The organism is Nocardia sp. IFM 10818, from assembly GCF_054655275.1.
The window spans coordinates 3,709,132-3,729,414 of the sequence record NZ_BAAHJH010000001.1; the positions used below are offsets into that span (position 1 = coordinate 3,709,132).

The 20,283-nt window shown below is 70.4% G+C and carries 18 protein-coding genes and 2 pseudogenes; 8 read left to right on the plus strand and 12 right to left on the minus strand.

Annotated features, from left to right (window positions below):
- Positions 1-15 precede the first annotated feature (15 nt).
- On the plus strand, positions 16-300 hold the full coding sequence (locus ACYQ5L_RS16910; RefSeq protein WP_459958652.1) for a hypothetical protein: 285 nt from the start codon (positions 16-18) through the stop codon (positions 298-300).
- 14 nt (positions 301-314) lie between these two features.
- Here ACYQ5L_RS16910 and ACYQ5L_RS16915 read toward each other — a convergent pair whose 3' ends face one another.
- The 4 genes and pseudogenes from ACYQ5L_RS16915 to ACYQ5L_RS16930 form a co-directional block, all read right to left on the minus strand.
- Positions 315-818: a DoxX family protein gene (locus ACYQ5L_RS16915; protein WP_459958653.1), complete on the minus strand. Its 504-nt coding sequence runs from the start codon at positions 816-818 to the stop codon at positions 315-317.
- Between the two features lie 105 nt (positions 819-923).
- Positions 924-1,205 carry a sensor histidine kinase gene (locus ACYQ5L_RS16920; protein WP_459963446.1) on the minus strand — a complete coding sequence of 94 codons (282 nt, stop codon included), beginning with the start codon at positions 1,203-1,205 and terminating at the stop codon, positions 924-926.
- Between the two features lie 111 nt (positions 1,206-1,316).
- Positions 1,317-1,745 (minus strand): annotated as a pseudogene (locus tag ACYQ5L_RS16925) (histidine kinase); the annotation flags it as partial.
- Between the two features lie 167 nt (positions 1,746-1,912).
- Positions 1,913-2,432: pseudogene (locus tag ACYQ5L_RS16930) on the minus strand (cbb3-type cytochrome c oxidase subunit I); the annotation flags it as partial.
- 343 nt (positions 2,433-2,775) lie between these two features.
- On the opposite strand from ACYQ5L_RS16930, the gene ACYQ5L_RS16935 reads away from it, so the two are divergent.
- The 4 genes from ACYQ5L_RS16935 to ACYQ5L_RS16950 are packed head-to-tail and all read left to right on the plus strand — an operon-like array spanning position 2,776 to position 6,223.
- On the plus strand, positions 2,776-3,678 hold the full coding sequence (locus ACYQ5L_RS16935; protein ID WP_459958654.1) for a universal stress protein: 903 nt from the start codon (positions 2,776-2,778) through the stop codon (positions 3,676-3,678).
- Positions 3,679-3,705: 27 nt separating this feature from the next.
- Complete coding sequence (locus ACYQ5L_RS16940) at positions 3,706-4,695, plus strand: Acg family FMN-binding oxidoreductase (protein WP_459958655.1); 990 nt, start codon at positions 3,706-3,708, stop codon at positions 4,693-4,695.
- A gap of 6 nt (positions 4,696-4,701) precedes the next feature.
- Positions 4,702-5,292 (plus strand): Rv1733c family protein, encoded by a 591-nt coding sequence (locus ACYQ5L_RS16945; RefSeq protein ID WP_459958656.1) that lies wholly within the window; start codon positions 4,702-4,704, stop codon positions 5,290-5,292.
- A 25-nt stretch (positions 5,293-5,317) separates the two neighbouring features.
- The gene (locus tag ACYQ5L_RS16950) at positions 5,318-6,223 is read left to right on the plus strand and encodes a universal stress protein (protein ID WP_459958657.1); all 906 of its coding nucleotides are present in this window, start codon (positions 5,318-5,320) and stop codon (positions 6,221-6,223) included.
- 58 nt (positions 6,224-6,281) lie between these two features.
- On the opposite strand, the gene ACYQ5L_RS16955 is transcribed toward ACYQ5L_RS16950, so the two are convergent.
- Together ACYQ5L_RS16955 and ppsA are read right to left on the minus strand one after the other, a co-directional pair.
- Positions 6,282-8,000 (minus strand): GAF domain-containing sensor histidine kinase, encoded by a 1,719-nt coding sequence (locus ACYQ5L_RS16955; protein ID WP_459958658.1) that lies wholly within the window; start codon positions 7,998-8,000, stop codon positions 6,282-6,284.
- Positions 8,001-8,129: 129 nt separating this feature from the next.
- On the minus strand, positions 8,130-10,433 hold the full coding sequence (ppsA, locus tag ACYQ5L_RS16960; RefSeq protein WP_459958659.1) for a phosphoenolpyruvate synthase: 2,304 nt from the start codon (positions 10,431-10,433) through the stop codon (positions 8,130-8,132).
- Positions 10,434-10,656: 223 nt separating this feature from the next.
- Between ppsA and ACYQ5L_RS16965 the strand changes: the two genes are divergently transcribed.
- Positions 10,657-12,012, plus strand: a complete 1,356-nt coding sequence (locus ACYQ5L_RS16965; protein WP_459958660.1) for a wax ester/triacylglycerol synthase family O-acyltransferase — start codon at positions 10,657-10,659, stop codon at positions 12,010-12,012.
- 72 nt (positions 12,013-12,084) lie between these two features.
- Positions 12,085-12,282, plus strand: a complete 198-nt coding sequence (locus tag ACYQ5L_RS16970; RefSeq protein WP_459958661.1) for a three-helix bundle dimerization domain-containing protein — start codon at positions 12,085-12,087, stop codon at positions 12,280-12,282.
- 73 nt (positions 12,283-12,355) lie between these two features.
- Here ACYQ5L_RS16970 and ACYQ5L_RS16975 read toward each other — a convergent pair whose 3' ends face one another.
- The 6 genes from ACYQ5L_RS16975 to ACYQ5L_RS17000 form a co-directional block, all read right to left on the minus strand.
- Entirely contained in the window at positions 12,356-14,371 is a 2,016-nt protein-coding gene (locus ACYQ5L_RS16975; protein ID WP_459958662.1) for an erythromycin esterase family protein, read from the minus strand.
- Positions 14,368-15,519, minus strand: coding sequence for a site-2 protease family protein (locus tag ACYQ5L_RS16980; protein WP_459958663.1), 1,152 nt, complete (start codon positions 15,517-15,519; stop codon positions 14,368-14,370). Before ACYQ5L_RS16980 ends, ACYQ5L_RS16975 begins: the two co-directional genes overlap by 4 nt.
- A 25-nt stretch (positions 15,520-15,544) precedes the next feature.
- The gene (locus ACYQ5L_RS16985) at positions 15,545-15,736 is read right to left on the minus strand and encodes a hypothetical protein (protein ID WP_379193447.1); all 192 of its coding nucleotides are present in this window, start codon (positions 15,734-15,736) and stop codon (positions 15,545-15,547) included.
- Between the two features lie 33 nt (positions 15,737-15,769).
- Positions 15,770-16,426: a DUF2267 domain-containing protein gene (locus tag ACYQ5L_RS16990; protein WP_459958664.1), complete on the minus strand. Its 657-nt coding sequence runs from the start codon at positions 16,424-16,426 to the stop codon at positions 15,770-15,772.
- A 12-nt stretch (positions 16,427-16,438) separates the two neighbouring features.
- Positions 16,439-16,993, minus strand: a complete 555-nt coding sequence (locus ACYQ5L_RS16995; RefSeq protein ID WP_459958665.1) for a flavodoxin domain-containing protein — start codon at positions 16,991-16,993, stop codon at positions 16,439-16,441.
- A gap of 75 nt (positions 16,994-17,068) precedes the next feature.
- Positions 17,069-18,073 carry a DUF302 domain-containing protein gene (locus ACYQ5L_RS17000; protein ID WP_459958666.1) on the minus strand — a complete coding sequence of 335 codons (1,005 nt, stop codon included), beginning with the start codon at positions 18,071-18,073 and terminating at the stop codon, positions 17,069-17,071.
- A gap of 110 nt (positions 18,074-18,183) precedes the next feature.
- Here ACYQ5L_RS17000 and acsA point away from each other — a divergent pair, with 110 nt between their 5' ends.
- Complete coding sequence (gene acsA, locus ACYQ5L_RS17005; RefSeq protein ID WP_459963447.1) at positions 18,184-19,959, plus strand: acetate--CoA ligase; 1,776 nt, start codon at positions 18,184-18,186, stop codon at positions 19,957-19,959.
- Positions 19,960-20,283: the final 324 nt, after the last annotated feature.

The window sequence follows — 20,283 nt, forward strand, 5'->3', positions numbered from 1 at the left end:
CTAGTGTTGGCCGGTATGGCGAGCAGGGACATTGTGGTGACGGTGGGCGAGGCTGACTGGCGCACGTTGAACGATGCCGCCGAATGCGCGGGGATGAGCGTGGAGGCCTATGTCTCCTGGGGTGTGCGGGTGCTGGCCATGCAGGCCAGACCCGGCGGGGCGAAGCAGGGCGGTGGTGCGGGCAGCCCCAGGGTGGGACGGCGCAAGCCCGGGACCACCGAGGAATCGGAGTCGGCCGCCTGGACCGAAACCTTCTCCGAGCGCCTGTCCCACCGCGCCGACCGGCACCACACCGACTGAGCAAAGCCCGCGGATCACGACCGCCCCGACGCGGCCGCCGCAGGACTCGGGCGTGTGGTCCAGCGGGCGTCGAAGGAGTAGGCGCCTGCGCCGACGAGGAGCAGGAACGCGCTGCCGCACAGTTGGGCGAGGTCGGTGCGGGATTCGTGGAGGAAGTCCCACCAGCCCGACTTGCCGCGGAACAGTGCGGCGTCGCTCCACAGGATGGGCAGTTTGGTGATCAGGAGCGCGCCGAGCATGTTCACGATCATCGGGACCACCGCGAGGCGGGTGAGCAGACCAGCGAGAATGAGTACGCCGCAGACGATTTCGAAAATCCCGTCCAAGGGGGCGAAGAATCCCGGTGCCGGGATCCCGGCCTTGTCGAAGCGGCCGGTGCCGAGAGTATCGGGCCGCAAGAATTTCAGAATGCCTTCGAACAGAAAGATCGCGCCCACGTAGGCGCGGATGAGAATCACCGCGGCGGGCGCCTGGGTCGCGATGACGCGGTCGAGGATACGAGTTCGGTTCTCGGACATGAGCTTTGCCCTCCACATAGGGAATGTCACGGCGAACTGCTTGCCGATCCAGTATCGACCGAGACGGCCCGGCGGCGCAGCGACCAGCGCCCGACCGCGTCGCGGTCAATCCAAGGGGGCCGACCAGCGCAATTGCGTCCCCGAGCCGTCGGCGCCGCGCAGCGCGGCGAAGGTTCCGCCCGCCAGTTCGGCGCGGTGCGCGAGGTTGTCCAGTCCGCTGGGGGTGATGGCATCGGGAATGCCGCGGCCATCGTCGGACACGGTGATGGTGAGATCGTCGGAGACATCGACTCGCACCGTGGGCGTGTCCACCCCCGAATGGCGGATGGCATTGGAAACCGCTTCGCGCACTACCGATTCGGCGTGATCGGCGAGTTCGGGCGCCACGACCGACAGCGAACCGGAGATCCGCGGCGAGGAGCGGATGTCGGCGTCGGCGGTGTGCAGCGCGAGGACGTGTTCGAGCCGTTGGCGCAGCCGGGTGCCGGCGCCGTTGCCGCCGTGCAGGGCGGGATGGTCGCCGATGTTCTGCAGCCGGATCGGCGTGTGCTGGGTGAACAGCAGGCCGAGGACGCCGTGACCGTGGGGCAGGTCCCCGATGAGTGTGCGGGTGTGCCCGTCGATGCCCTGGTAGACGAATTCGGTGAGCCGGCTGTCGCGCCCGCGCACTCCCAGCGCCCCGGAGCGGCAGTCGACCAGGGTGGTGGCGGTGTGCACGATGGTGCGCAAGGTGTCGTCGAGGTTCAGTCCGGAGGTGACGGTGAGCATGGCTTCGACCAGGCCGTCCATGCGGTCGCGAGCGTCGATGATCTGCTCGATGCGGTCCTTGACCTCGATGAGCAGCTCGCGCAACCGCAGCTGGGACAGGGTTTCGAGGACCGAATAGGCGTCACGGGGCTCCGCGCAGCACCGGTGGGGTCCTCCCATTTCTCGACACACGAATCTTGTTTCCCACCAGGGTGGGTCGCGCCTCCCGCGCCGAGGTAGGGCTCAAAGTCACACCTTTTGATAGCGAAAGAAACAGGGGCGGTGATGGTCAGGATGTCGGCGAGTGGTCGCCGGGGCGTGCGCGGGACCGGATCCGCATCCCTCGGCGCCATCCCGATCCGCACCATCACCTGCGGTACGCCGGAATGGATCGGTTTGCGGCTGAAGACCGGGAAGATCTCGGAGACGATGCCGAAGAACGGCAGCGCGATCACATACACCTCGGGATGGCCGAGGAACCAGAACCGGTGCTGGAACAGCATGACGCCGCCGGAGGCCGGATCGTAGATGTGCCCGCCCAGATGCCGGTCGTAGTACAGCGCCAGCGCGGCCGCAGTCAGCAGTGGAAACGCCAGCAGGATAAGGTAACTCGCGACGACGACATTCCAGGTGAAGATCGGCATCCGGAACATGGTCATGCCGGGGCAGCGCAGGCACACCACGGTGGTGAGCATATCGACCGCGCCCAGAATGGTGCCCAGGCCCGAGACGCCCACGCCGAGGATCCACATATCGGCTCCCACGCCGGGGGAGTGGATGATGTCCGACAGCGGGGTGTAGGCGGTCCAGCCGAAATCCGCCGCGCCCGCCGGGCGTGATGAATCCGGCGGTGGCCAGCGTCCCGAAATCGCGGCCAGCGCGGAGTGGATGTCGCTCCTGCGTGAACTGGGGACCGAATTCCACACTGCCGCAGTGGAAATGGATATCGAGCAACTGAGATACCAGTGGACGACGATCAAGCAGACGCCTGCGCGAATACACTGCAATGTAGATATGCGAATTTATGCATGTACGCCGCCGTGTCGCTCGAACATGACGACTGCGCCTGAAGGTTCTACGGGCTCGGACACGTGCCCACGGACTCCAGCGCAGACGAGGGCTGACGGCCCGGTGAGGTGATGACGTTGTTCCCTGGGGTGACCGGCCGGGGAGCGGGATGCTCGGAGCATCACCGGAATCAGGAGACATCATGGCTGACAACGTTCTTCCCGCGCCGGATGCGGGCAACCTTCCGATTGTGGCTGCCTCGGACGGGTCGGAGATCTCCTATCAGGCGGTGGCCTGGGCGGCGGCCGAAGCGGAGTTGCGGGGGTGTCCGCTGCGCATCATCACCTCGTATGCGATCACCGTCGGACAGGATCCGCGGACGGTGTACGGCGCGGCCGAGATGGCCGGGCTGCGGCGGGACGGTGAGCGCGTGCTGGGCGAAGCCCTGCGGATCGCCAGGCATGCCGTGCCGGACGAATCGCTGGAGATCACCACCGAGTTGACCTTCGACCTCATTACGCCGACTCTGCTCGGATTGTCGAAGCGGGCGCGCATGCTGGTGGTCGGCAATCGTGGGCGGGGTGCTGTCCGGCGGGCGGTGCTCGGGTCGGTGAGCACCGCGCTGACGCGGCATGCGCATTGCCCCGTCGCCGTCATTCACGGGCTGTCGGAGTCGGATCCGGGATCGTCCGGCAAGCCGGTGGTGGTCGGCGTCGACGGCACCGAGAACAGCTTGCCCGCAGTCGAAATGGCCTTCGACGAGGCCTCACGCCGCAAGGTGACGCTGATCGCGGTGCACGCGTGGAGCGACACCACCGGCTACGACCTGCCGGTGGTCGGCTGGGACGGGATTCGCGAAACCGAGGATGTGCTGCTGGGGGAGAGCCTGGCCGGATTCGGCGAGCGCTATCCGGACGTGCGGGTGGAGCGGGTCGTGGCCTGCGATACCCCGGTGCGCGCCCTGCTCGAGCAGGCCGACGGCGCCCAGCTGCTGGTGGTCGGCAGCCATGGCCGCGGCGGATTCTCCGGCATGCTGCTGGGCTCGGTGAGCACCGCGCTGCTGCATCTGTCCGGCTGCCCGGTGCTCGTGGTCCGGGAACCCTGAAACGCGAATTCCGAGGAAGGACAACCGATGCCGAGGACACATCCGGATCCCGAGACGCTGCGGGCGGCGCTGACCCTGGCGGTGCGCGCGCCCTCGGTGCACAATACCCAGCCGTGGTTGTGGCGCGTCGGCGACAATACCGTGCACCTGTACGCCGATCACGGCAGGCAGTTGCCGCACACCGATCCCGACTGCCGGGAGCTGGTGCTCAGTTGCGGTGCGGCGCTGCATCATCTAAGCGTGGCGTGCCGGGTGTTCGGCTGGGAGGCCCGGGTGCACCGGCTGCCCAATCCGGCCGAACCGCGGCATCTGGCCGCTGTGGAATTCGCCGCCGCCGCGCCCGATCCGGCGTCGGTGCGCCTGGCCCGGGCCATTTCCCGCAGGCGCAGTGATCGCCGGCGATTCACCTCCTGGGAGGTACCGGCCGGGCAGGTCGCGAGGATCACCGCCACTGGCACCGACCGGGGTGTCACGGTGCACGATATCGATGGGGCGGGCGAGCGGGCCCGCCTGCTGAGCGCCTTCCGGCAGGCCGCGGACGAGCACGCGGGCGATGCCGCCTATCGCGCCGAGCTGGCCGCCTGGAGCGGCCACCACGCGGCGCCGGAGGGCGTGCCCGCCCGCAACGCGGTGCCCGCCATCGACCCCACGGTGCGTCCGTTCGCGCAACCCGCGCTGGCCGAGGCGGTGGTGCGCGATACCGACGAGGCGGCGCGCATGCTGTTGCTGTGCACCGCCGCCAATGATCTGGAATCCTGGCTGCGAGCGGGCGAGGCCGCCAGCACGGTGCTGCTCACCGCCACCGCGCACGGCCTGGCCACCTGCGCGCTCACCGAACCCCTGGAGATCCCGCGGCTGCGTGAACGCATTCGCACCGACATTCTGGGCGGCTTCGGGCACCCGCAGCTGATCATCCGCATGGGCTGGGCGGCGACGAGTGCCGCACCGATCCCGGCGACACCCCGGCGCCCGCTGCACGAGGTCGTGCGGCCGCTGGAACCGGCCGACGCGAGGTGATCGGCGATGGCAGGCAATCCCGTCCCGCTGCTGCGCGTGTGGCGGCTGCAGCCGTGGAACCGTAATCCGCTGATGCGCGGTACGGACCGCTGCCAAGCGGTGATCCGGCTGCTGGTGATCGCCCTGCTGCTGATCGTCGTGCCGGTCGCGGGTGCGGCCGGCACCGCGGGCTACACCCGCACGGCCGACCGGATCGAATCGGAATCGGCCGCGAAAACCCTGGTCACGGCGACCCTGGTGACCGACTCCACGCTGAAGCCGGGAGTCGGTGAATACCAGGCGGGTCGTTACGAAGCGCAGGTGAGCTGGCGGCGGAATGGGAATACCGATACCGGGACGGCGACTCTCGACACGGCGGCGGCGATCGGCTCCGACGTGCAGGTGTGGCTCGACGCGGACGGGCGCCTCGCCGCCCCGCCCCCGGAAGCGGGAACAGCCGTCGGCGACGCGGTCGGTATCGCGCTCACGGTGCTGGTCATCGGCTGGGGCGGTGCGATGGCCCTGCACTGGGGTGTGGTCTGGCTCCTGGACGGACTGCGCAGCCAGCGGTGGGACGCCGAATGGCGTGCTTTCGCCAGACCTATCGGCACCGACTGAGACATCCACGGACTTGGAGGACATCATGACAGAACAAGCCAATTCCCCTGCGAAGCAGTTGAATCCGCCGGTAGTGGTGGCGGTCGACGGTTCGGCCCTGTCGTATCACGCCGCCGCCTGGGCCGCGGTCGACGCCGGGCTGCACGGCTGCGCGCTGCACATCGTCACCTCGGTGGCGGTGCCGACCGGCTTCGGTCCGGGCGCGGTGCTGACGGAGTCGGATATCGAGTGGCTGCGCACCGACGGCGAGCGCGTGGTGACCGAAGCCGCCCGGGTGGCGCGGACGGCGGCCGCCGGTGAGGCCATCACCATCGGCACCGAAGTCACCCTCGAACCGATCATTCCGTTCCTGATCGAGCGCTCGAAGCAGGCCCGGATGGTGGTCATGGGCAGCCGTGGCCTGGGCGCCTTCCAGCGCAGCCTGCTGGGCTCGGTGAGCACCGCGCTGAGCCGGCACGCGCACTGCCCGGTCGCGGTCGTCCACTCCACCGCGGGCACCGATCAGGTGTCGGCGGAGAAGCCGGTGCTGGTCGGCGTGGACGGCTCGCCCACCAGCGTGAAGGCCCTCGAGCTGGCCTTCGAGGAAGCGTCACTGCGCAAGGTGGGCCTGACCGCGCTGCACGCGTGGAGCGATTATCTCGGTGCGGATTACCCGATGCTGCCGGGCTGGGATGTGATCCGGGAGGAGGAGAGCGCGGTGCTGGCCGAACGATTGGCCGGCTTCGGCGAGCGTTATCCGGATGTCGCGGTGCGCCGGATCCTGGTGATGGACCGGCCCGTTCGCTCCCTGCTCGAGGAATCCGAGCATGCGCAACTGATCGTGGTGGGCAGTCACGGTCGCGGTGGATTCACCGGCATGCTGCTCGGATCCACCAGTGCCGCACTGCTGCACAGCGCGGACTGCCCGATCATCGTGGTGCGCGAACGCTGACCGCGGCGCCGTCGCATCGGATTCGATTCCGGTGCGGCGGTTCTGGGTGCGGCGGCGCTCAGTGCAGTGGCACCGACCACCGCAGCCGGGTGCCGCTGCCATCGGCATTGGGCAGAATGGCGAATTCGCCCCCGACCTGCTGGGCGCGGTGCTCGAGATTGTTCAGCCCGCTCGGCGTGATGGAATCCGGAATCCCGCATCCGTCGTCGGACACCACAATGGTGAGGTCGTCCTCGACTTCCACGGTGACGGTGAGGGTTTCGGCCCCCGAATGCCGCACCGCATTGCTGACCGCCTCCCGTACCACCGCTTCGGCGTGATCGGCCAGCTCCGGCTCGACCACCGACAGCGGCCCGGAGATGCGCAGCGAGGTGCGCATCTCGACCGATGCGGTGTGCTGTTTGATGATCTGCTCCAACCGCTGCCGCAGCCGCGTGCTCTGCCCGTTGCCGCCGTGCAGGTCGAAGATGGAGGTGCGGATCTCCTGCACCACGTCTTGCAGATCGTTGATGACCTCCGAAAGGCGTTGCCGCACTTCCGGAGTCCGGGCCCGCGCCACGGTGCCCTGCAGGTTCAGCCCGGCCGCGAACAGCCGCTGGATGACATGGTCGTGCAGGTCGCGGGCAATGCGATCGCGGTCGGTGAGCACATCCAGCTCGCGCATGCGCTGCTGCGCCTCGGATAGCTGAATGGCCAGCGCGGCCTGGTCGGTGAAGGCCGCCGCGAGTTCCAGCAGTTCGTCGGGGAACAGCGGCGCCGCCAGCGGCCGCACCATGACCAGGACGCCGAAGGTGGCGTCCTGGGCGTGCAGCGGCAGGATGAGCGTCGGCCCCGCGTTCGCGATCGGCTTGCCGAGGTCGATATCGTCGGCGCTGTCGAAGCGCAGCGGGGTGCCTTCGGTGAATACCTGGCCGATCGCGGTGCCGACGGTGCGGGCGACCGACACGCTGGGCCCGTCGGCCGGTCCGGACCACTGGGCGATACGCAGCTCCGTGACCTCCTGCGGGGTGCTCTCCGGGTCGTCGTTGACGGCGAGGAATGCCTGCTCGGACTGGGTGAGGGCGCGTGCATGGGCGACCACGTCGGCGAGCACGGCGTCGGCGTCGGTGCCGGCGAGGAATTCGGTGGCGATATCGCGGGTGGCCTCGATCCAGGCCTGCCGGGTCTGGCTCGCCTCGTAGAGCCGCGCATTGTCGATGGCGGTGCCGGCCGCGGCGGCCAGCGCGCGCACGATGACCTCGTCGTCCTCGGTGAACGGGTGCCCGCCGGCCTTCTCGGTGAGATAGAGATTGCCGAAGATCTCATCGCGGATCCGGATGGGAACACCGAGGAAGGTGCCCATGGGCGGATGGTTCTTGGGGAAGCCCACCGATGCGGGGTGGTCGGCCAGATTGAGCAGCCGAATGGGCTGGGGCTGGCTGAACAGCAGTCCCAGGACACCGCGCCCGGCGGGCAGATCGCCGATGTGGGCGGCGGTGACGCTGTCGATGCCCTCGTGAATGAACTGGGTGAGCTGCTGGTCGTGACCGCGGACGCCGAGCGCGCCGTAGCGGGCGTCGACCAGGCTGATGGCGGTGCGGACGATGGTGCGCAGGGTTTGATCGAGGTCGAGTCCCGAGGTGACCGTCAGCATGGCTTCCACCAGGCCGTCCATCCGATCGCGGGCGTCGATGATCTGCTCGACGCGATCCTTGACCTCGGTGAGCAGTTCCCGCAAACGCAATTGCGAAAGAGTCTCGCGCACCGAGTAGGAATCGCCTCGGGGATCCACGGTCATGGTCGTCTTGTCCTGTGTCTGTGGTCGCGATCCGGATGCCCCGCACCGCGTGCCCACATTCTATTTGGACAGGAATTCATTTGTATTCCACGCCGGACCGAGTCGCCGCATACACCCGAAAAGCACAGATTATTCGTCGATCCGGTGGGCGGTCGCGTGCTCGAGCAGGATCCGGCGCTCGGCCGCCGCGACGGTCTTGCGGGTGTGCGCGAGCGCATCGGGGGTCACCGAGACCGACGTGATGCCCATGCGCACCAGGTGTTCGGCGAACTCCGGGTGGGTCGAGGGCGCTTGGCCGCACAGCGAGGAGGTGATGCCGAGCCGGCGCGCGGTGGTGATGATGCGTTCGATCGCGTCGAGCACCGCCGCGTCGGATTCGTCGAACAGCTCGGCGCATTCCTCCGAATCGCGGTCCACGCCCAGCATGAGCTGGGTGAGATCGTTGCTGCCGATGGACACTCCGTCGATGCCCATGCCCACATACTCGGGCAGGCGGTAGATGACCGACGGCACCTCGGCCATGACCCAGCGGTGCAGGCCGCGGTGGCTGCCGAGGGGGCTGCGGTCCACCAGTTCCAGGCAGGCTTCCAGCTCCCAGCGGGTGCGCACGAATGGAATCATCAAGTGCAGGTTGGGGGTTCGCTCCCGGACCCGGGCCAGGGCGGCGAGTTCGAGGGAGAACATCTCCGGTTCGCGGACGTAGCGGTAGCAGCCGCGGAAGCCGATCATCGGATTGTGTTCCCGCGGCTCGTAGCGGGTTCCGCCCTCGAGCGCGCGGAATTCGTTGCTGCGCAGGTCGGTGGCGCGATAGACGACCGGCCGCGGCGCGAAGGCGGAGGTGATGCGATACAGCGCGTCCGACAGCCGCCGGACGAAGGCTTCACCCTGCCCGAGCGCGATGAGATCGCGCGGATGGCGGCCGTCGAGCGCCTGGGTGAGCAGGGTTTCCGCGCGCAGCAGCCCGACGCCGTCGACATCCTGGGCGGCCACTCGTTCGGCCACCTCGGGCAGCGCCAGATTGACGTAGACGCGGGTGGCCGTGGGCTCGGCGGCGATCGGGGCGGCGGCCCGGTCCGTGGCGGTGGCGGATTTTCCGGAACGTCCGGCGCGGATCTGCCCGGCCGTGCCGTCCACGGTGACCTCGGTGCCGGTATGCAGTTCGGTGGTGGCGGTACGGGTTCCGACCACGCACGGCACGCCGAGCTCGCGGGCGACGATGGCGGCGTGGCAGGTCATGCCGCCGCTGTCGGTGACCACGGCCGCGGCGCGCGAAATGGTGGGCAGCCAGTCCGGATTGGTCATCGGGGCGACCAGCACCTCGCCCTCGCGCAGCACCGCGCCCTCCGCGGGGGAGTGCAGGACCCGCACCAGACCGCTGGCGCGGCCGGGCGCGGCGCCCAGCCCGCTCGCCAGCACCCGGCCCGGAACCTCCTGGGCCATCGGGGTTCTGACGCCGGCGTGGTCGGGCAGCATGGTGATCGGGCGGGCCTGCACCAGCCACAGCTGGTCGTCGTCGAAGGCCCACTCGACATCCTGGGGGCGGTCGCCGTGATGCTGCTGCACTCGCAGCGAGAGCCGGGCCACCTCGACGGCTTGTGCATCGGTCAGGACTGGCGCGGCGGTCTCGTCGCCGGTGAGCTCCACGCGCCGATCGCCGTCGGGGCCGGGCACGATGGCGAAACTCTGCTTGCCCGGCCGGGTGGCCAGCAGATTCGGGCCCGCGTGGTCGAGCAGGTAGGTGTCGGGTTCGGTCGCCCCGGACACCACCACCTCACCCTGGCCGCGGGCGGCGTCGATGACGACCCGGTCGCGGCGACCGGTGGCCGGATCGGCGGTGAACGCCACGCCGGCGCTGCGGGCGGTCACCATGCGCTGCACGACCACCGCCATCTCGGGGCGATCGTGCATGCCGCGGCGGGCCCGGTAGGTCAGCACGCGCGGGGTGAACAGCGAGGCCCAGCATTCCACCAGGGCGGTCAGCAGCTGTTGTTCGCCGTGAATATTGGTGCGCGAGAGGTTCATTCCCGCGAACGAGGCCGTGGCGCTGTCCTCGCCCACCGCCGACGAGCGCACCGCGACGCCGATGTCCTCGCCGAGCGTGCGGTAGGCGCCGAGGATGGCCTCGTGCACCGCGGGCGTCAGCGGCGAGTCGTGCACGAGCTCCCGCATCCGGTGGCAGTATTCGTCGAGCCGCTGCTCGTCCGCGCGGGCGCCGCGCAGGGCGGCGTCGAGCGCCTGGGCGTGCAAACCGTCCAGTTCCTGTCCGTGCGGGCCGGCGCAGACCACGTCCTCGTAGCTCGAGCGCAGCACCACGAATCCGGGCGGCACGGGCAGTTTCGCCGCCACCAGCTCGCCGAGATTCGCGCCCTTGCCGCCCGCGCGATCGGCGTCCGCCATCCGCAGCTCACCCAGATCGGCCACATAGTCGCCCATTACGGCTCCGTCCCTCGCGTGTCGTCCCTACCAGCGTCGCTGGCGTGGCCGAGCGGGCGGCAGGGGAGAAGGTCCCGGCCTCGGCGGGCGTTGGACCCGCGCCGCGATCCGACCGGTTCGCGTGACGACGGTCACTCGCCGTGAGGACCTTCGGGACTCACCCGCCCGGTGCGGGCCGCGCAACGATGGAGTGGGTAATACCCATTCGACATAGGTATCGGTCATGACCGAATTACGACCGCTGGACGCGGGATTCATCGAGCTCGAGGATTCCGATCAGCACATCAGTCTTGGAATCGGCGCTGTGGCGATCATTTCCGGGCAGCCACCCACCCGCGCCGAGTTCGCCGACGCCCTGAACGGGCGGCTGGCCGACAATGCCCGGCTGCGCCAGCGCGTGCGGCGTGCGCCGCTGGACCTGGCGACCCCGGTGTGGGAGGACGATCCGAATTTCGATGTGGCGCACCATATTCGCTGGACCGCGCTGCCGGAACCCGCCGACGACGCCGCACTGTTCGAGTTCATCGCCACCGAGCTCGAGGAGCGCCTCGACCGCGATCACCCGCTGTGGCAGTGCGTCGTGGTCGAGCACCTGCGCGATGATCGCTGGGCGCTGCTGGTGAAGGCGCACCACAGCCTGGTCGACGGCGTTTCCGGGGTCACGCTGTTCGCGAGCCTGTGCGATCGCGAGGACGAGGGCCCGCAACTGACCGTGGTCCCCGCCGCGGGCGATGCCGCGCCGCGCACCGGTCTGCTCGATACGGTGACCGGGGCGCTGCGCTGGACCCTCGACGCGCCCCGCGCCCTGACCGGCATGGTGCGCAGCCTGATTCCCATCGTGGTCTCCGTCGTCACCCCGGCCGCCGGGTCCTCGCTCAACGGCCCGATCGGCCGCCAACGCCGCTATGTGGTCGCACGAGTCTCCCTGCCCGATGTCCGCGAGGTCGGCGCGGCCTTCGGCGCCACGGTCAACGATGTCGTCCTGGCGGCGATCGCGGCCGCCTACCGCGCCCTGCTCCTGGGCCGCGGCGAACAGCCCAGCCACGACAAGATGCGCACCCTGGTCCCGGTGTCCATGCGCCCCGAGAACGCGAAATACGTTCTCGACAACCGCGTCTCGGCCATGCTCCCGTTCCTGCCGATCGAGATCGCCGACCCGGTCGAACGCCTCGAGGTCATCCACCGCCGCATGACCAAACACAAGTCGCGCGGTGAGGCCGGCGCCGAGAAGTCCCTGATCACCATGGCTTCCCTGCTGCCCTTCGCCCCCATCGCCTGGACCCTGCGCCTGATCTCGCGCGTCCCCCAGCGCGGCGTCACCGCCGTCGCCACCAATATCCCCGGCCCCCGCCACCCCCTCACCGTGCACGGCCGCAAGGTCCTCGAACTGCTGCCCGCCGTCCCCATCGCCATGCGCCTGCGCACCGGCATCGCCATCCTCAGCTACGGCGACCAACTGAACTTCGGCATCACCGGCGACTACGACACCACCCCCGACATCGACGTCATCTCCACCGGAATCCAGCGCGCCGTCACCGAACTCCTCACCGCCGCCCGGCACGGCGCACCGCACGCATGAAAGACCGAGTCCCCTCCCACCCGGGGCAGTAGTGCTCTACGACGCCGATCCCGCGCCGACAACCATGGGCCTATGCGCAATGACGAGGACACCCAGAGCCGGTTCGTGATCGAGAGATTGACCACGCGTCATCCCGACGTGGCCCCGGGCATCATCACCGCGCTCGTCGGGCACGTCCGAGAATCCTTCGCCGGAGCCCGAATCCGCACCTTCGTCCCCCTGCTGGTCGAACGGCGCGCCGCCGAGCAACTGGCCGCGGTCCGGATCTGACGACCCGACAGCGCCCCGCTCACCCGCACAGCGGGTCGGGCGGGGCGCGGTCGCGTCGGCGGCCGCCGTGCCGTCACAGACCGGTCGGATAGGTCTCCGGTGTCGTTCCGGATTCCCAGCGGCTGCCCGGATACAGCGGCTCGAGCGCGGTGGTGCGGTCGATGTGGACGAGGGCGTCGTAGCGGTCGGCCGGGCGGGCGTGGAAGTAATGGCTCTGACGTTCGGTGGCGGGCTGGTAGATGACGCCGATGGCGCGTTCCAGGCGTGGGGCGCGCAGGATGTCGGCCGCCTCGGGGGAGGCGTCGGTGCGCAGGAACAGCGCCGGCAGGCCGATATCGTGCAGGAGCTCTTCGAGGCTGGTGGGCAGCGGCGGGCGGACGGTCTTGCGCTCGGCGTCGCCGCCCCAGTTGCTCGCCGCGGTGACGGTGCCCGAGCCGGTGGTGAATCCGATACTGCGGCACCGGTCTCCGTGGCGTTCGCGCAGCAGCTGGCCCAGCGAGAGCTGGCCGTCGGCGCCCATCTCGGTGGCGCGGGCGTCGCCGATGTGGGAGTTGTGGGCCCACACCACGATCCGGGCGGGGGCGCCGGGGCGGTCCAGATGGCGCAGCAGCGCGTCGAGGGTGTCGGCCATGTGCTCGTCGCGCAGATTCCACGACGACACCCGATCACCGAACATGGCGCGGTAGTAGGCCTCGGCGTCGCGCACGGTCCAGGCATTGCGCAGGGCGTCGAAATGCGCCTCGCCGTCCTGGATTTCGCCGAGGGCGGGGGTGTTGCGCTGCAGGTCGACCAGCTGGCGCACCACCTCGGCCTGACAGGATTCGCCGGCGCCGAACGCGGCCGCGAATCCGTAGGCCTGGCCGTCGTCGTCGGAGGTGCGGTCGAAACAGGCGTAGCGGCGTTTCGCCCGCTGCGCCGCCGCCGGATCCACCTGCTCGAGGTAGTCGATCACCTGTCGCATGGAGCGGTGCATGCTGTAGAGGTCGAGGCCGTAGAAGCCGGCGCACGCGCCACCGGCGCGGCGTTGCGCGTCATTGTGCAGGCGCAGCCAGTCGACGAACTCGCGGACCACGGTATTGCGCCACATCCAGGACGGGAACCGTTCGAAACCGCTGAGCGCCTGCGCGGGCGATCCGTCGGCGCCGCGGCCCCGCACATAGCGGTCGACGCGGTAGGCGTCGGGCCAATCGGCCTCGGCCGCGACCGCGCTGAAACCGCGCTCGCTGATCAGCCAGCCGGTGATGGCGGCGCGCGCGGCGTAGAACTCCCGGGTGCCGTGCGAGCTCTCGCCGATCAGGACGATGCGGGCATCGCCGAGGAACTCGGGCAGCGCCTGCTCCGGCGGCACGCCCGCGGGCGCTTCGATGGCCGCCGCGCGCAGGACGGCCACCGGATCGACCACGGGCGCGGGCGCGCCGATCGTCGGCGTGGCGAGCAACTGCCGCACCTCGTCATCGGTGACCTGGCTGAAGTTCCAGAACGAATGGCCGACCGCGAGGAACGGGGAAGGCATGGTGGCACAGACCATCTCGTCGACGAGCGCCCCGAACTCGCGGCAGGTGGATTCGGGCGCGGCGGGCACCGCCACCACGATGCGCTCGGGCTCGCCGGCGCGGATGGCCTCGACCGCGGCGAACATGCTCGCACCGGTGGCCAGCCCGTCGTCGACCAGGATGACCGTGCGCCCCGCCACCTCCACGGGCGCGCGGCCGGATCGGTAGGCGCTCTCGCGGCGAGCCAGTTCGCGGGCCTCGTCGCGGGCGATGGAGCGCACCTGTTCGGCGGTGAGCCGCAGCGCCCGGACCACATCGTCGTTCAGCACGACCCGGCCGCCGCCGGCGAGCGCCCCGATGGCGAACTCCGGCCGGCCCGGCGCGCCGAGCTTGCGGACGATGAGGGTGTCCAGCGGAGCGTCCAGGGCGGCGGCGACCTCCCAGGCCACCGGCACCCCGCCGCGGGCCAGGCCGAGCACCACGACGTCCGGATCGCCGCGATAGTGGGCGAGCAAGCGGGCCAGCGTCCGGCCGGCCTCGCTGCGGTCCCGGAAGATCTGCTGCGGTTCGTCCCGCAGGACCGGGGTGGCGTTCATCGGGAGCTCTTGGGGGAGTAGGGGATCGGGAGGCCGAGGGCGGAGCGGTCGCAGGCCAGGATGAGGTCGGTGGCGGTGACGATGCCCAGCAGTGGGCCGCCGGCGTCGGCCACCGCGAGGGCGTCGAGGTGGGGGCGGAGGACGGCGCGGGCGGCGACATCGGCGAGGCGCTCGTCGGGGCCGGCGATGGCGCCCGGGGGCAGGCGGCGGGCGATATCGGCGACTCGGGTGGTGTGGCGGGCGGATTCGGGGAGGGCGGCCACGTCCGACCAGGCCAGGACGGCGATGGGGTGGCCGGTGCGGTCGGTGACCGGGAAGACCCGGTGGCGGGTGTGCACCGCGTCGGAGGCGAGCAGCGCGGGGATGGGCCAGTCGGCGGGGATGGCCAGCGGGTTCGGGGTCATGACCTCGCGGATTCGGGTGTCGCCCAGGCGATGACGCAGGCCGGAGAGGACGAGTTCGGTGTGGGCGGCGGTGTAGAGGAACCAGCCGAGCAGCATGAGCCAGACGCCGCCGAGGTGGCCGATGGCGATGAACTCGGCGAAACCCAGTGCGCCCAGGGCGAATCCGAGGATCTGGCCGCTGCGGGCGGCGTGCGTCTCGGCGCGCAGGCGATCGCCGGTGCGCCACCAGATGATCGCGCGCAGCACGCGGCCGCCGTCGAGCGGGGCGCCGGGCAGCAGATTGAATACGGCCAGCACGGCATTGACGATGGCCAGCCAGCCCAGGGCGGCGGTGAGCGTGCTGCCGGGGGAGACCAGCGCGGTGAGCATCGCGGCAGTGCCCGCCACCGCGGCCAGCAGCAGGCTGGTGCCGGGCCCGGCCAGCGCGATGCGCAGATCCGAACGCGCATCGCGAGGTTCGCCGCTCAGCTCCGACACTCCGCCCAGCAGCCACAGCGTGATGCCCTGCACCTGCACCCCGTCGCGGCGGGCCACGAGGGAATGCGCCAGCTCGTGGGCGAGCAGACAGGCCACCAGTGCGATTGCGCCGGCGATGGCGGTGATCCACACCGTCGCGGTGCTGCCGGTGCCGGACAGGTAGACCCCGAGCACCCAGGCGAACAGGGCGATGGTGACGAGGGCCGACCAGTGCGCCGCGACCCGGACGCCCGCGATTCGGCCGAGTGGGAATGTTGCCTTCAGCATGTCGAATCCTTGGTTCCGGTTCCGATTACGGTCGGTGCTCGCTCGGGCGGGGCCGCGGGGTGCGCACGTCACCGGGCAGCAACAGCAGCGACAGCACCGGGACGGCGAGCGCGAGCAGCGCGAACAGCATGGTGGTGGCCGAGGCGCCGGCCAGCTGGAGTCCGGTGACGACCACCGGCAGGGCGATCACGAACAGTGGGGCATGGCGGATGGTCATGAGGGTGTCCCTCCGAACGGGGCGCGATCGGTGTCAGTGCGGACGGGCGGCGGGTCCGGTCAAGCCCTCCGCGAGCAGGATGCGATGAGCCTGTTGGGCGGCGGAAACCTGTGCGGTGGGGGCGGATTCACTGCCGGGTAGGGCTTCCAGGCCGCGCGCGAGCACCGCGACCGCGTCGGTGAGCGCCTGGATGCGCTGCTCGAGGTCGGCGAGGGGCGCGATATCCGGCGGGGTGAACACCGCCGCCGCCGCGAGGATGTCGCGGAAGTCCGCGCCCAGCAGGATCTGCCGCAGTTTCACCGGCAGCTGCGCGAGCACGTGATCGAGCTGGCCGGGGGAGAACAGTTCGGCGAACGCGTCGGTCACCGCCCCGGCCAGGGTCACCGCGTCCTCGGGGGAAACGCCGGCCTCGCGGGCGAATTGGCCGATGAACGCGGGCCCGTCGTGGGCGACGGGCACGTGGCCGGGGATCCAGCCCTCGTAGAAGATGCCGCGCAGGATCTCGGGCAACTGCGCGCTCAGATGCGCGGCCGCGCCGACGGGCAGGCGGTCGCGCACGGTGTGCAGCCAGGCCCGGACCGCCTTGTGGGCGAATATGCGGTCCTCGGTGCCGAGCCGGTCGGCGACGGTGCGCAGCCATTGGTTGGCGGTGTGCAGAGCCGGGGCGAAGGGGTCGGTGTGGTGGCTCATCGGATGCGCCTTTCAGGGGTGGGTCGGAATGGACTGCGGCCGCTGCAGTCTCAGCTCTTCGGCGATGTGGTAGGACCAGAGGCCGATGGCGGTCCAATCGCGCAGGTCGCCGTAGCGTCCGCCGCCCATGAGGCGGTACAGGATGCGGGCCTTCAAGGAGACGCCGACGCGCTCGTAATGCCCGGCGAAGCAGCGGTATTCCCGTGGGTTGATCGAATCGCGCAGGGCCGCGATCTTTTTCGGCACGCGCCGCCCGACGCGGCGGCCGATGGGGCCGCGCAGGGCCGGTCCGAGCCCGACGCCGAACAGCCACACATCGCGAGAGCCGAGCTCGGCGCGGTGGCTGTGCACATATTCGGTCGCGGCCGGCAGGAAATCCATGTCGTGGACGGCGCTACCCAGGATGACCGCGTCGAAACGGGTCAGATCGGGGGCGTGCTCGACATCGGCGATCTCGACGGTCGCGCCGCGGGCCGACAGATCCTCGCCGATGTACTCGGCGATCTCCCGGGTCGACCCCTGGGCGGTGGCGTAAACGACTGCGATACGGGGCTTGTGCTTTTCCATGTCGCCAGCGTGCCCGTGCACAGTGGCCTGGACGGAGAGGACTCGTGCCCGCACCGGCGGGACCATGGTCACCGCTCAGGACGCCGAGGCGGCCCGTTGCCGGAGGCTGTCGAGGGCCGCGGCGAGCAGCCGCCGGGCCTGCGCGGCGATCGGCTCCAGGGCCGGCTCGGCGGTGACCCGCATGAGCACCTCCGGATCGGCGGCCTCCACCAGGACACCGGTGTCGTCGGCGCGCAGCACGACATTGCACGGCAGCAGCAGCCCGGCCTGCCGGTCCGTGGCCAGGGCGCGGGCCGCCAGCTGCGGATTGCAGGCGCCCAGAATCAGGTACTCCTCGATGTGCTCGCCCGCCTTCTCCCGCAGCACGGCCTGCACATCGATCTCGGTCAGGATGCCGAATCCGTGCTGTTGCAAGGCTTTCCGCGTGCACTCCACCGCCTCGGGGAAGGTCGCGTCGAGATGCACCGCGATGGCCGGCGACGGCGCGACAGGGATCCGGATCTCGGTGATCAGCTGACGGGGATCGCTCACCTCGTCGGGGCCGATGAGATACGCCTCGGTGGGCGGGCCGACCGGCCGGCATCCGTTCTCGTGCAGCCATTCCCGCAGCACCCGGTACGCGGCGTCGATGGTGTGATAGCCGCCGCGATGGCAGGTGCGCGCGATCAGCGCGGGCGGCTGGATGACCAGTTCGGCGCCGGTACTGGGGCCCAGCGTCGGCGCGGTCTCCACGGGCAGCCCGCAGTCCACCGTGATCACGTCCGCGGCCGGCAATTCCCGATGGAACGTGATGGTCGGCGCGCCGCTGGCGGTGAGCCCGGCGCGCTGCGCGACCTCGGTCAGCCGCTCCATGGCGATCACGATGCCCTCGCTCAACAGGTCCGGGCGGATCTCGAGCGGTACGCGCAGCACGGTCTGCGGCGCCGTCTCACACAAGCTCACCCGATAGTCCATCGTCTGCCTCCTCGGTCCGGGTTCCTGCGTCCAGCGTGCGTCCGCTCCGCCGACCGGCCACAGAGGCGAAGGTCCTGCCGCCCCGGGCAGAAGCGCAGTGCCGTTTCCGGCGGAGGCGGAGGTCATCGCGGCAATGGTCTTTGCGCCCTGCCGGAGCGCGGCGCGGTCGGCGTTGACTTGATCCGGGAGGACCCATGAGAACCGTCAGCCGTGAGGGCGTCTCGGAACGCGAACCGATGCGCTGGGCACCTATCGACAAATCCACCGACCAACGATCCGCCGCCAACCTCACCGATTACCGGACGGCGTACCGGGAATTCAGCTGGCGCGCCGCCCGCGCCGCCCTCGGTGACATGCCCGGCGGCGGTACGAATATCGCCTACGAGGCGGTGGACCGGCATCTGGGCACGCCGCGGGCCGATACGGCCGCGCTGCGCTGGCTCGGCGCGAAAGGCAGCCGGGTGAACCTGACCTACGCCGAACTCGCCTCGCTGAGCAATAGATTCGCGGCGGTGCTGCGCGGCATCGGCGTGCGCCGCGGGGACCGGGTGTGCCTGCTGCTGGGCCGCACCCCGGAGCTGTATGTCGCGATTCTCGGCGCCTGGAAGGCCGGATGCGTGGTGTCACCGCTGTTCTCGGCGTTCGGACCGGAACCGGTGCGCCAACGGCTGGAGATCTCCGGCGCCACCACCCTGGTGACCACCACCGAGCACTACCGGCGCAAGGTCGCGCCCCATCGCGCCGCGCTGCCCGCGCTGCGGCATGTCCTGCTCACCGATGCCGGGGTGGAGGCCGAACCCCTCGACGACACCATCGAACTGTCCCTGGCGCTGGCCGCGGCCAGCGACGTATTTCCCATTGTGCGCACCGGATTCGAGGATCCGGCGCTGCTGCATTTCACCAGCGGCACCACCGGGCGGCCCAAGGGCGCGGTGCACGTGCACGGCGCGGTGCTGGCGCACCGCATGTCCGCGCAGTACGCCCTGGACCTGCGGCCCGGCGACATCTTCTGGTGCACAGCCGATCCCGGGTGGGTGACCGGCATGACCTACGGGGTGATCGCGCCATTGTGCCTGGGCGCCACCGTGATCAGCGACGAGGCCGAGTTCGACGCCCGGCGCTGGTACGACATCCTCACCCGCGAGCAGGTGACGGTGTGGTACACCGCCCCCACCGCGCTGCGCATGCTCATGCGCCGCGGTGACGAACTGCCCGCCGGCACGGATCTGTCCCGGGTGCGGTTCGCGGCCAGCGTCGGCGAACCGCTCAATCCCGAGGTGGTGGTGTGGGGTGCGCGCGTGCTGGGCCGCCCGATCCACGACAACTGGTGGCAGACCGAGACCGGCGCGATCATGATCTCCAATTTCGCGGCCGAGCAGATCCGGCCCGGATCCATGGGCCGCCCGCTGCCCGGCATCGAGGCCGCCATCCTGCGCCGCGGCGCCGACGGGCGTGCCGCCGTCGTGGACGGAGCGGTCGAATTCGCCGCCGACGACGAGATCGGCGAGCTGGCGCTGCGCGCGGGCTGGCCCTCGATGTTCCGCGGCTACTGGAACGATCCTGCCAGGTACGCACGGGCTTTCGCCGACGGCTGGTATCTGTCCGGCGATCTGGCCCGCCGCGACGCCGACGGGTATTTTTGGTTCGTCGGGCGCGCCGACGACGTGATCAAATCCGCCGGGCATCTGGTGGGCCCGTTCGAGGTGGAGAGCGCGCTGCTGGCGCATCCGGCGGTGGCCGAGGCCGGTGTCATCGGCACGCCGGACCCGGTGGCCGGGGAGCTGGTCAAGGCATTCGTCCTGCTGCGCCCCGGATATGAGCCCACGCCCGCACTGCACGACGAGCTCATCGCCTTCGGGCGCAAGCAACTGGGTGCGGTGGCGCCCAAACAGATCGTGTTCGCCGACAGCCTGCCGCACACCCGCAGCGGCAAGGTGATGCGGCGACTGCTCAAGGCCCGCGAACTCGGGCTCCCCGAGGGCGATGTGTCGACCCTGGAAGGGGCACCATGACCACCTCGCGGCGGCGGGCCGAATCCGGGCCGCCGAGCAACCGAAATACCCGGCGCGGGCGGAAAACGCCCGAATCCGCGCCTCCGGGTGGGCCGAACGGCGGCGGCGTGGTCGTTCCGGCCCCGGAGGCCGGCTCCGGACCGGGGCGCCGGCCCGCCCCGGAGCCGGGCCCCGGGCCGTTGCACCCGGTCGCGCCGGAGGCGGGCGTCGGGCCGTTGCACCCGGTCGCGCCGGAGGCGGGCGTCGGGCCGTTGCACCCGGTCGCGCCGGAGGCGGGCGTCGGGCCGTTGCACCCGGCCGCTTCGGAAAGGTTCGGGCCGGAGC

Excerpts from the sequence above, each read along its gene's own strand:
- ACYQ5L_RS16910 (WP_459958652.1), top strand. The coding sequence starts at position 16 with ATGGCGAGCAGGGACATTGTGGTGACGGTGGGCGAGGCTGACTGGCGC.
- ACYQ5L_RS16915 (WP_459958653.1), bottom strand. The coding sequence starts at position 818 with ATGTCCGAGAACCGAACTCGTATCCTCGACCGCGTCATCGCGACCCAG.
- ACYQ5L_RS16935 (WP_459958654.1), top strand. The coding sequence starts at position 2,776 with ATGGCTGACAACGTTCTTCCCGCGCCGGATGCGGGCAACCTTCCGATT.
- ACYQ5L_RS16940 (WP_459958655.1), top strand. The coding sequence starts at position 3,706 with ATGCCGAGGACACATCCGGATCCCGAGACGCTGCGGGCGGCGCTGACC.
- ACYQ5L_RS16945 (WP_459958656.1), top strand. The coding sequence starts at position 4,702 with ATGGCAGGCAATCCCGTCCCGCTGCTGCGCGTGTGGCGGCTGCAGCCG.
- ACYQ5L_RS16950 (WP_459958657.1), top strand. The coding sequence starts at position 5,318 with ATGACAGAACAAGCCAATTCCCCTGCGAAGCAGTTGAATCCGCCGGTA.
- ACYQ5L_RS16955 (WP_459958658.1), bottom strand. The coding sequence starts at position 8,000 with ATGACCGTGGATCCCCGAGGCGATTCCTACTCGGTGCGCGAGACTCTT.
- ppsA (WP_459958659.1), bottom strand. The coding sequence starts at position 10,433 with ATGGGCGACTATGTGGCCGATCTGGGTGAGCTGCGGATGGCGGACGCC.
- ACYQ5L_RS16965 (WP_459958660.1), top strand. The coding sequence starts at position 10,657 with ATGACCGAATTACGACCGCTGGACGCGGGATTCATCGAGCTCGAGGAT.
- ACYQ5L_RS16970 (WP_459958661.1), top strand. The coding sequence starts at position 12,085 with ATGCGCAATGACGAGGACACCCAGAGCCGGTTCGTGATCGAGAGATTG.
- ACYQ5L_RS16975 (WP_459958662.1), bottom strand. The coding sequence starts at position 14,371 with ATGAACGCCACCCCGGTCCTGCGGGACGAACCGCAGCAGATCTTCCGG.
- ACYQ5L_RS16980 (WP_459958663.1), bottom strand. The coding sequence starts at position 15,519 with ATGCTGAAGGCAACATTCCCACTCGGCCGAATCGCGGGCGTCCGGGTC.
- ACYQ5L_RS16985 (WP_379193447.1), bottom strand. The coding sequence starts at position 15,736 with ATGACCATCCGCCATGCCCCACTGTTCGTGATCGCCCTGCCGGTGGTC.
- ACYQ5L_RS16990 (WP_459958664.1), bottom strand. The coding sequence starts at position 16,426 with ATGAGCCACCACACCGACCCCTTCGCCCCGGCTCTGCACACCGCCAAC.
- ACYQ5L_RS16995 (WP_459958665.1), bottom strand. The coding sequence starts at position 16,993 with ATGGAAAAGCACAAGCCCCGTATCGCAGTCGTTTACGCCACCGCCCAG.
- ACYQ5L_RS17000 (WP_459958666.1), bottom strand. The coding sequence starts at position 18,073 with ATGACCTCCGCCTCCGCCGGAAACGGCACTGCGCTTCTGCCCGGGGCG.
- acsA (WP_459963447.1), top strand. The coding sequence starts at position 18,184 with ATGCGCTGGGCACCTATCGACAAATCCACCGACCAACGATCCGCCGCC.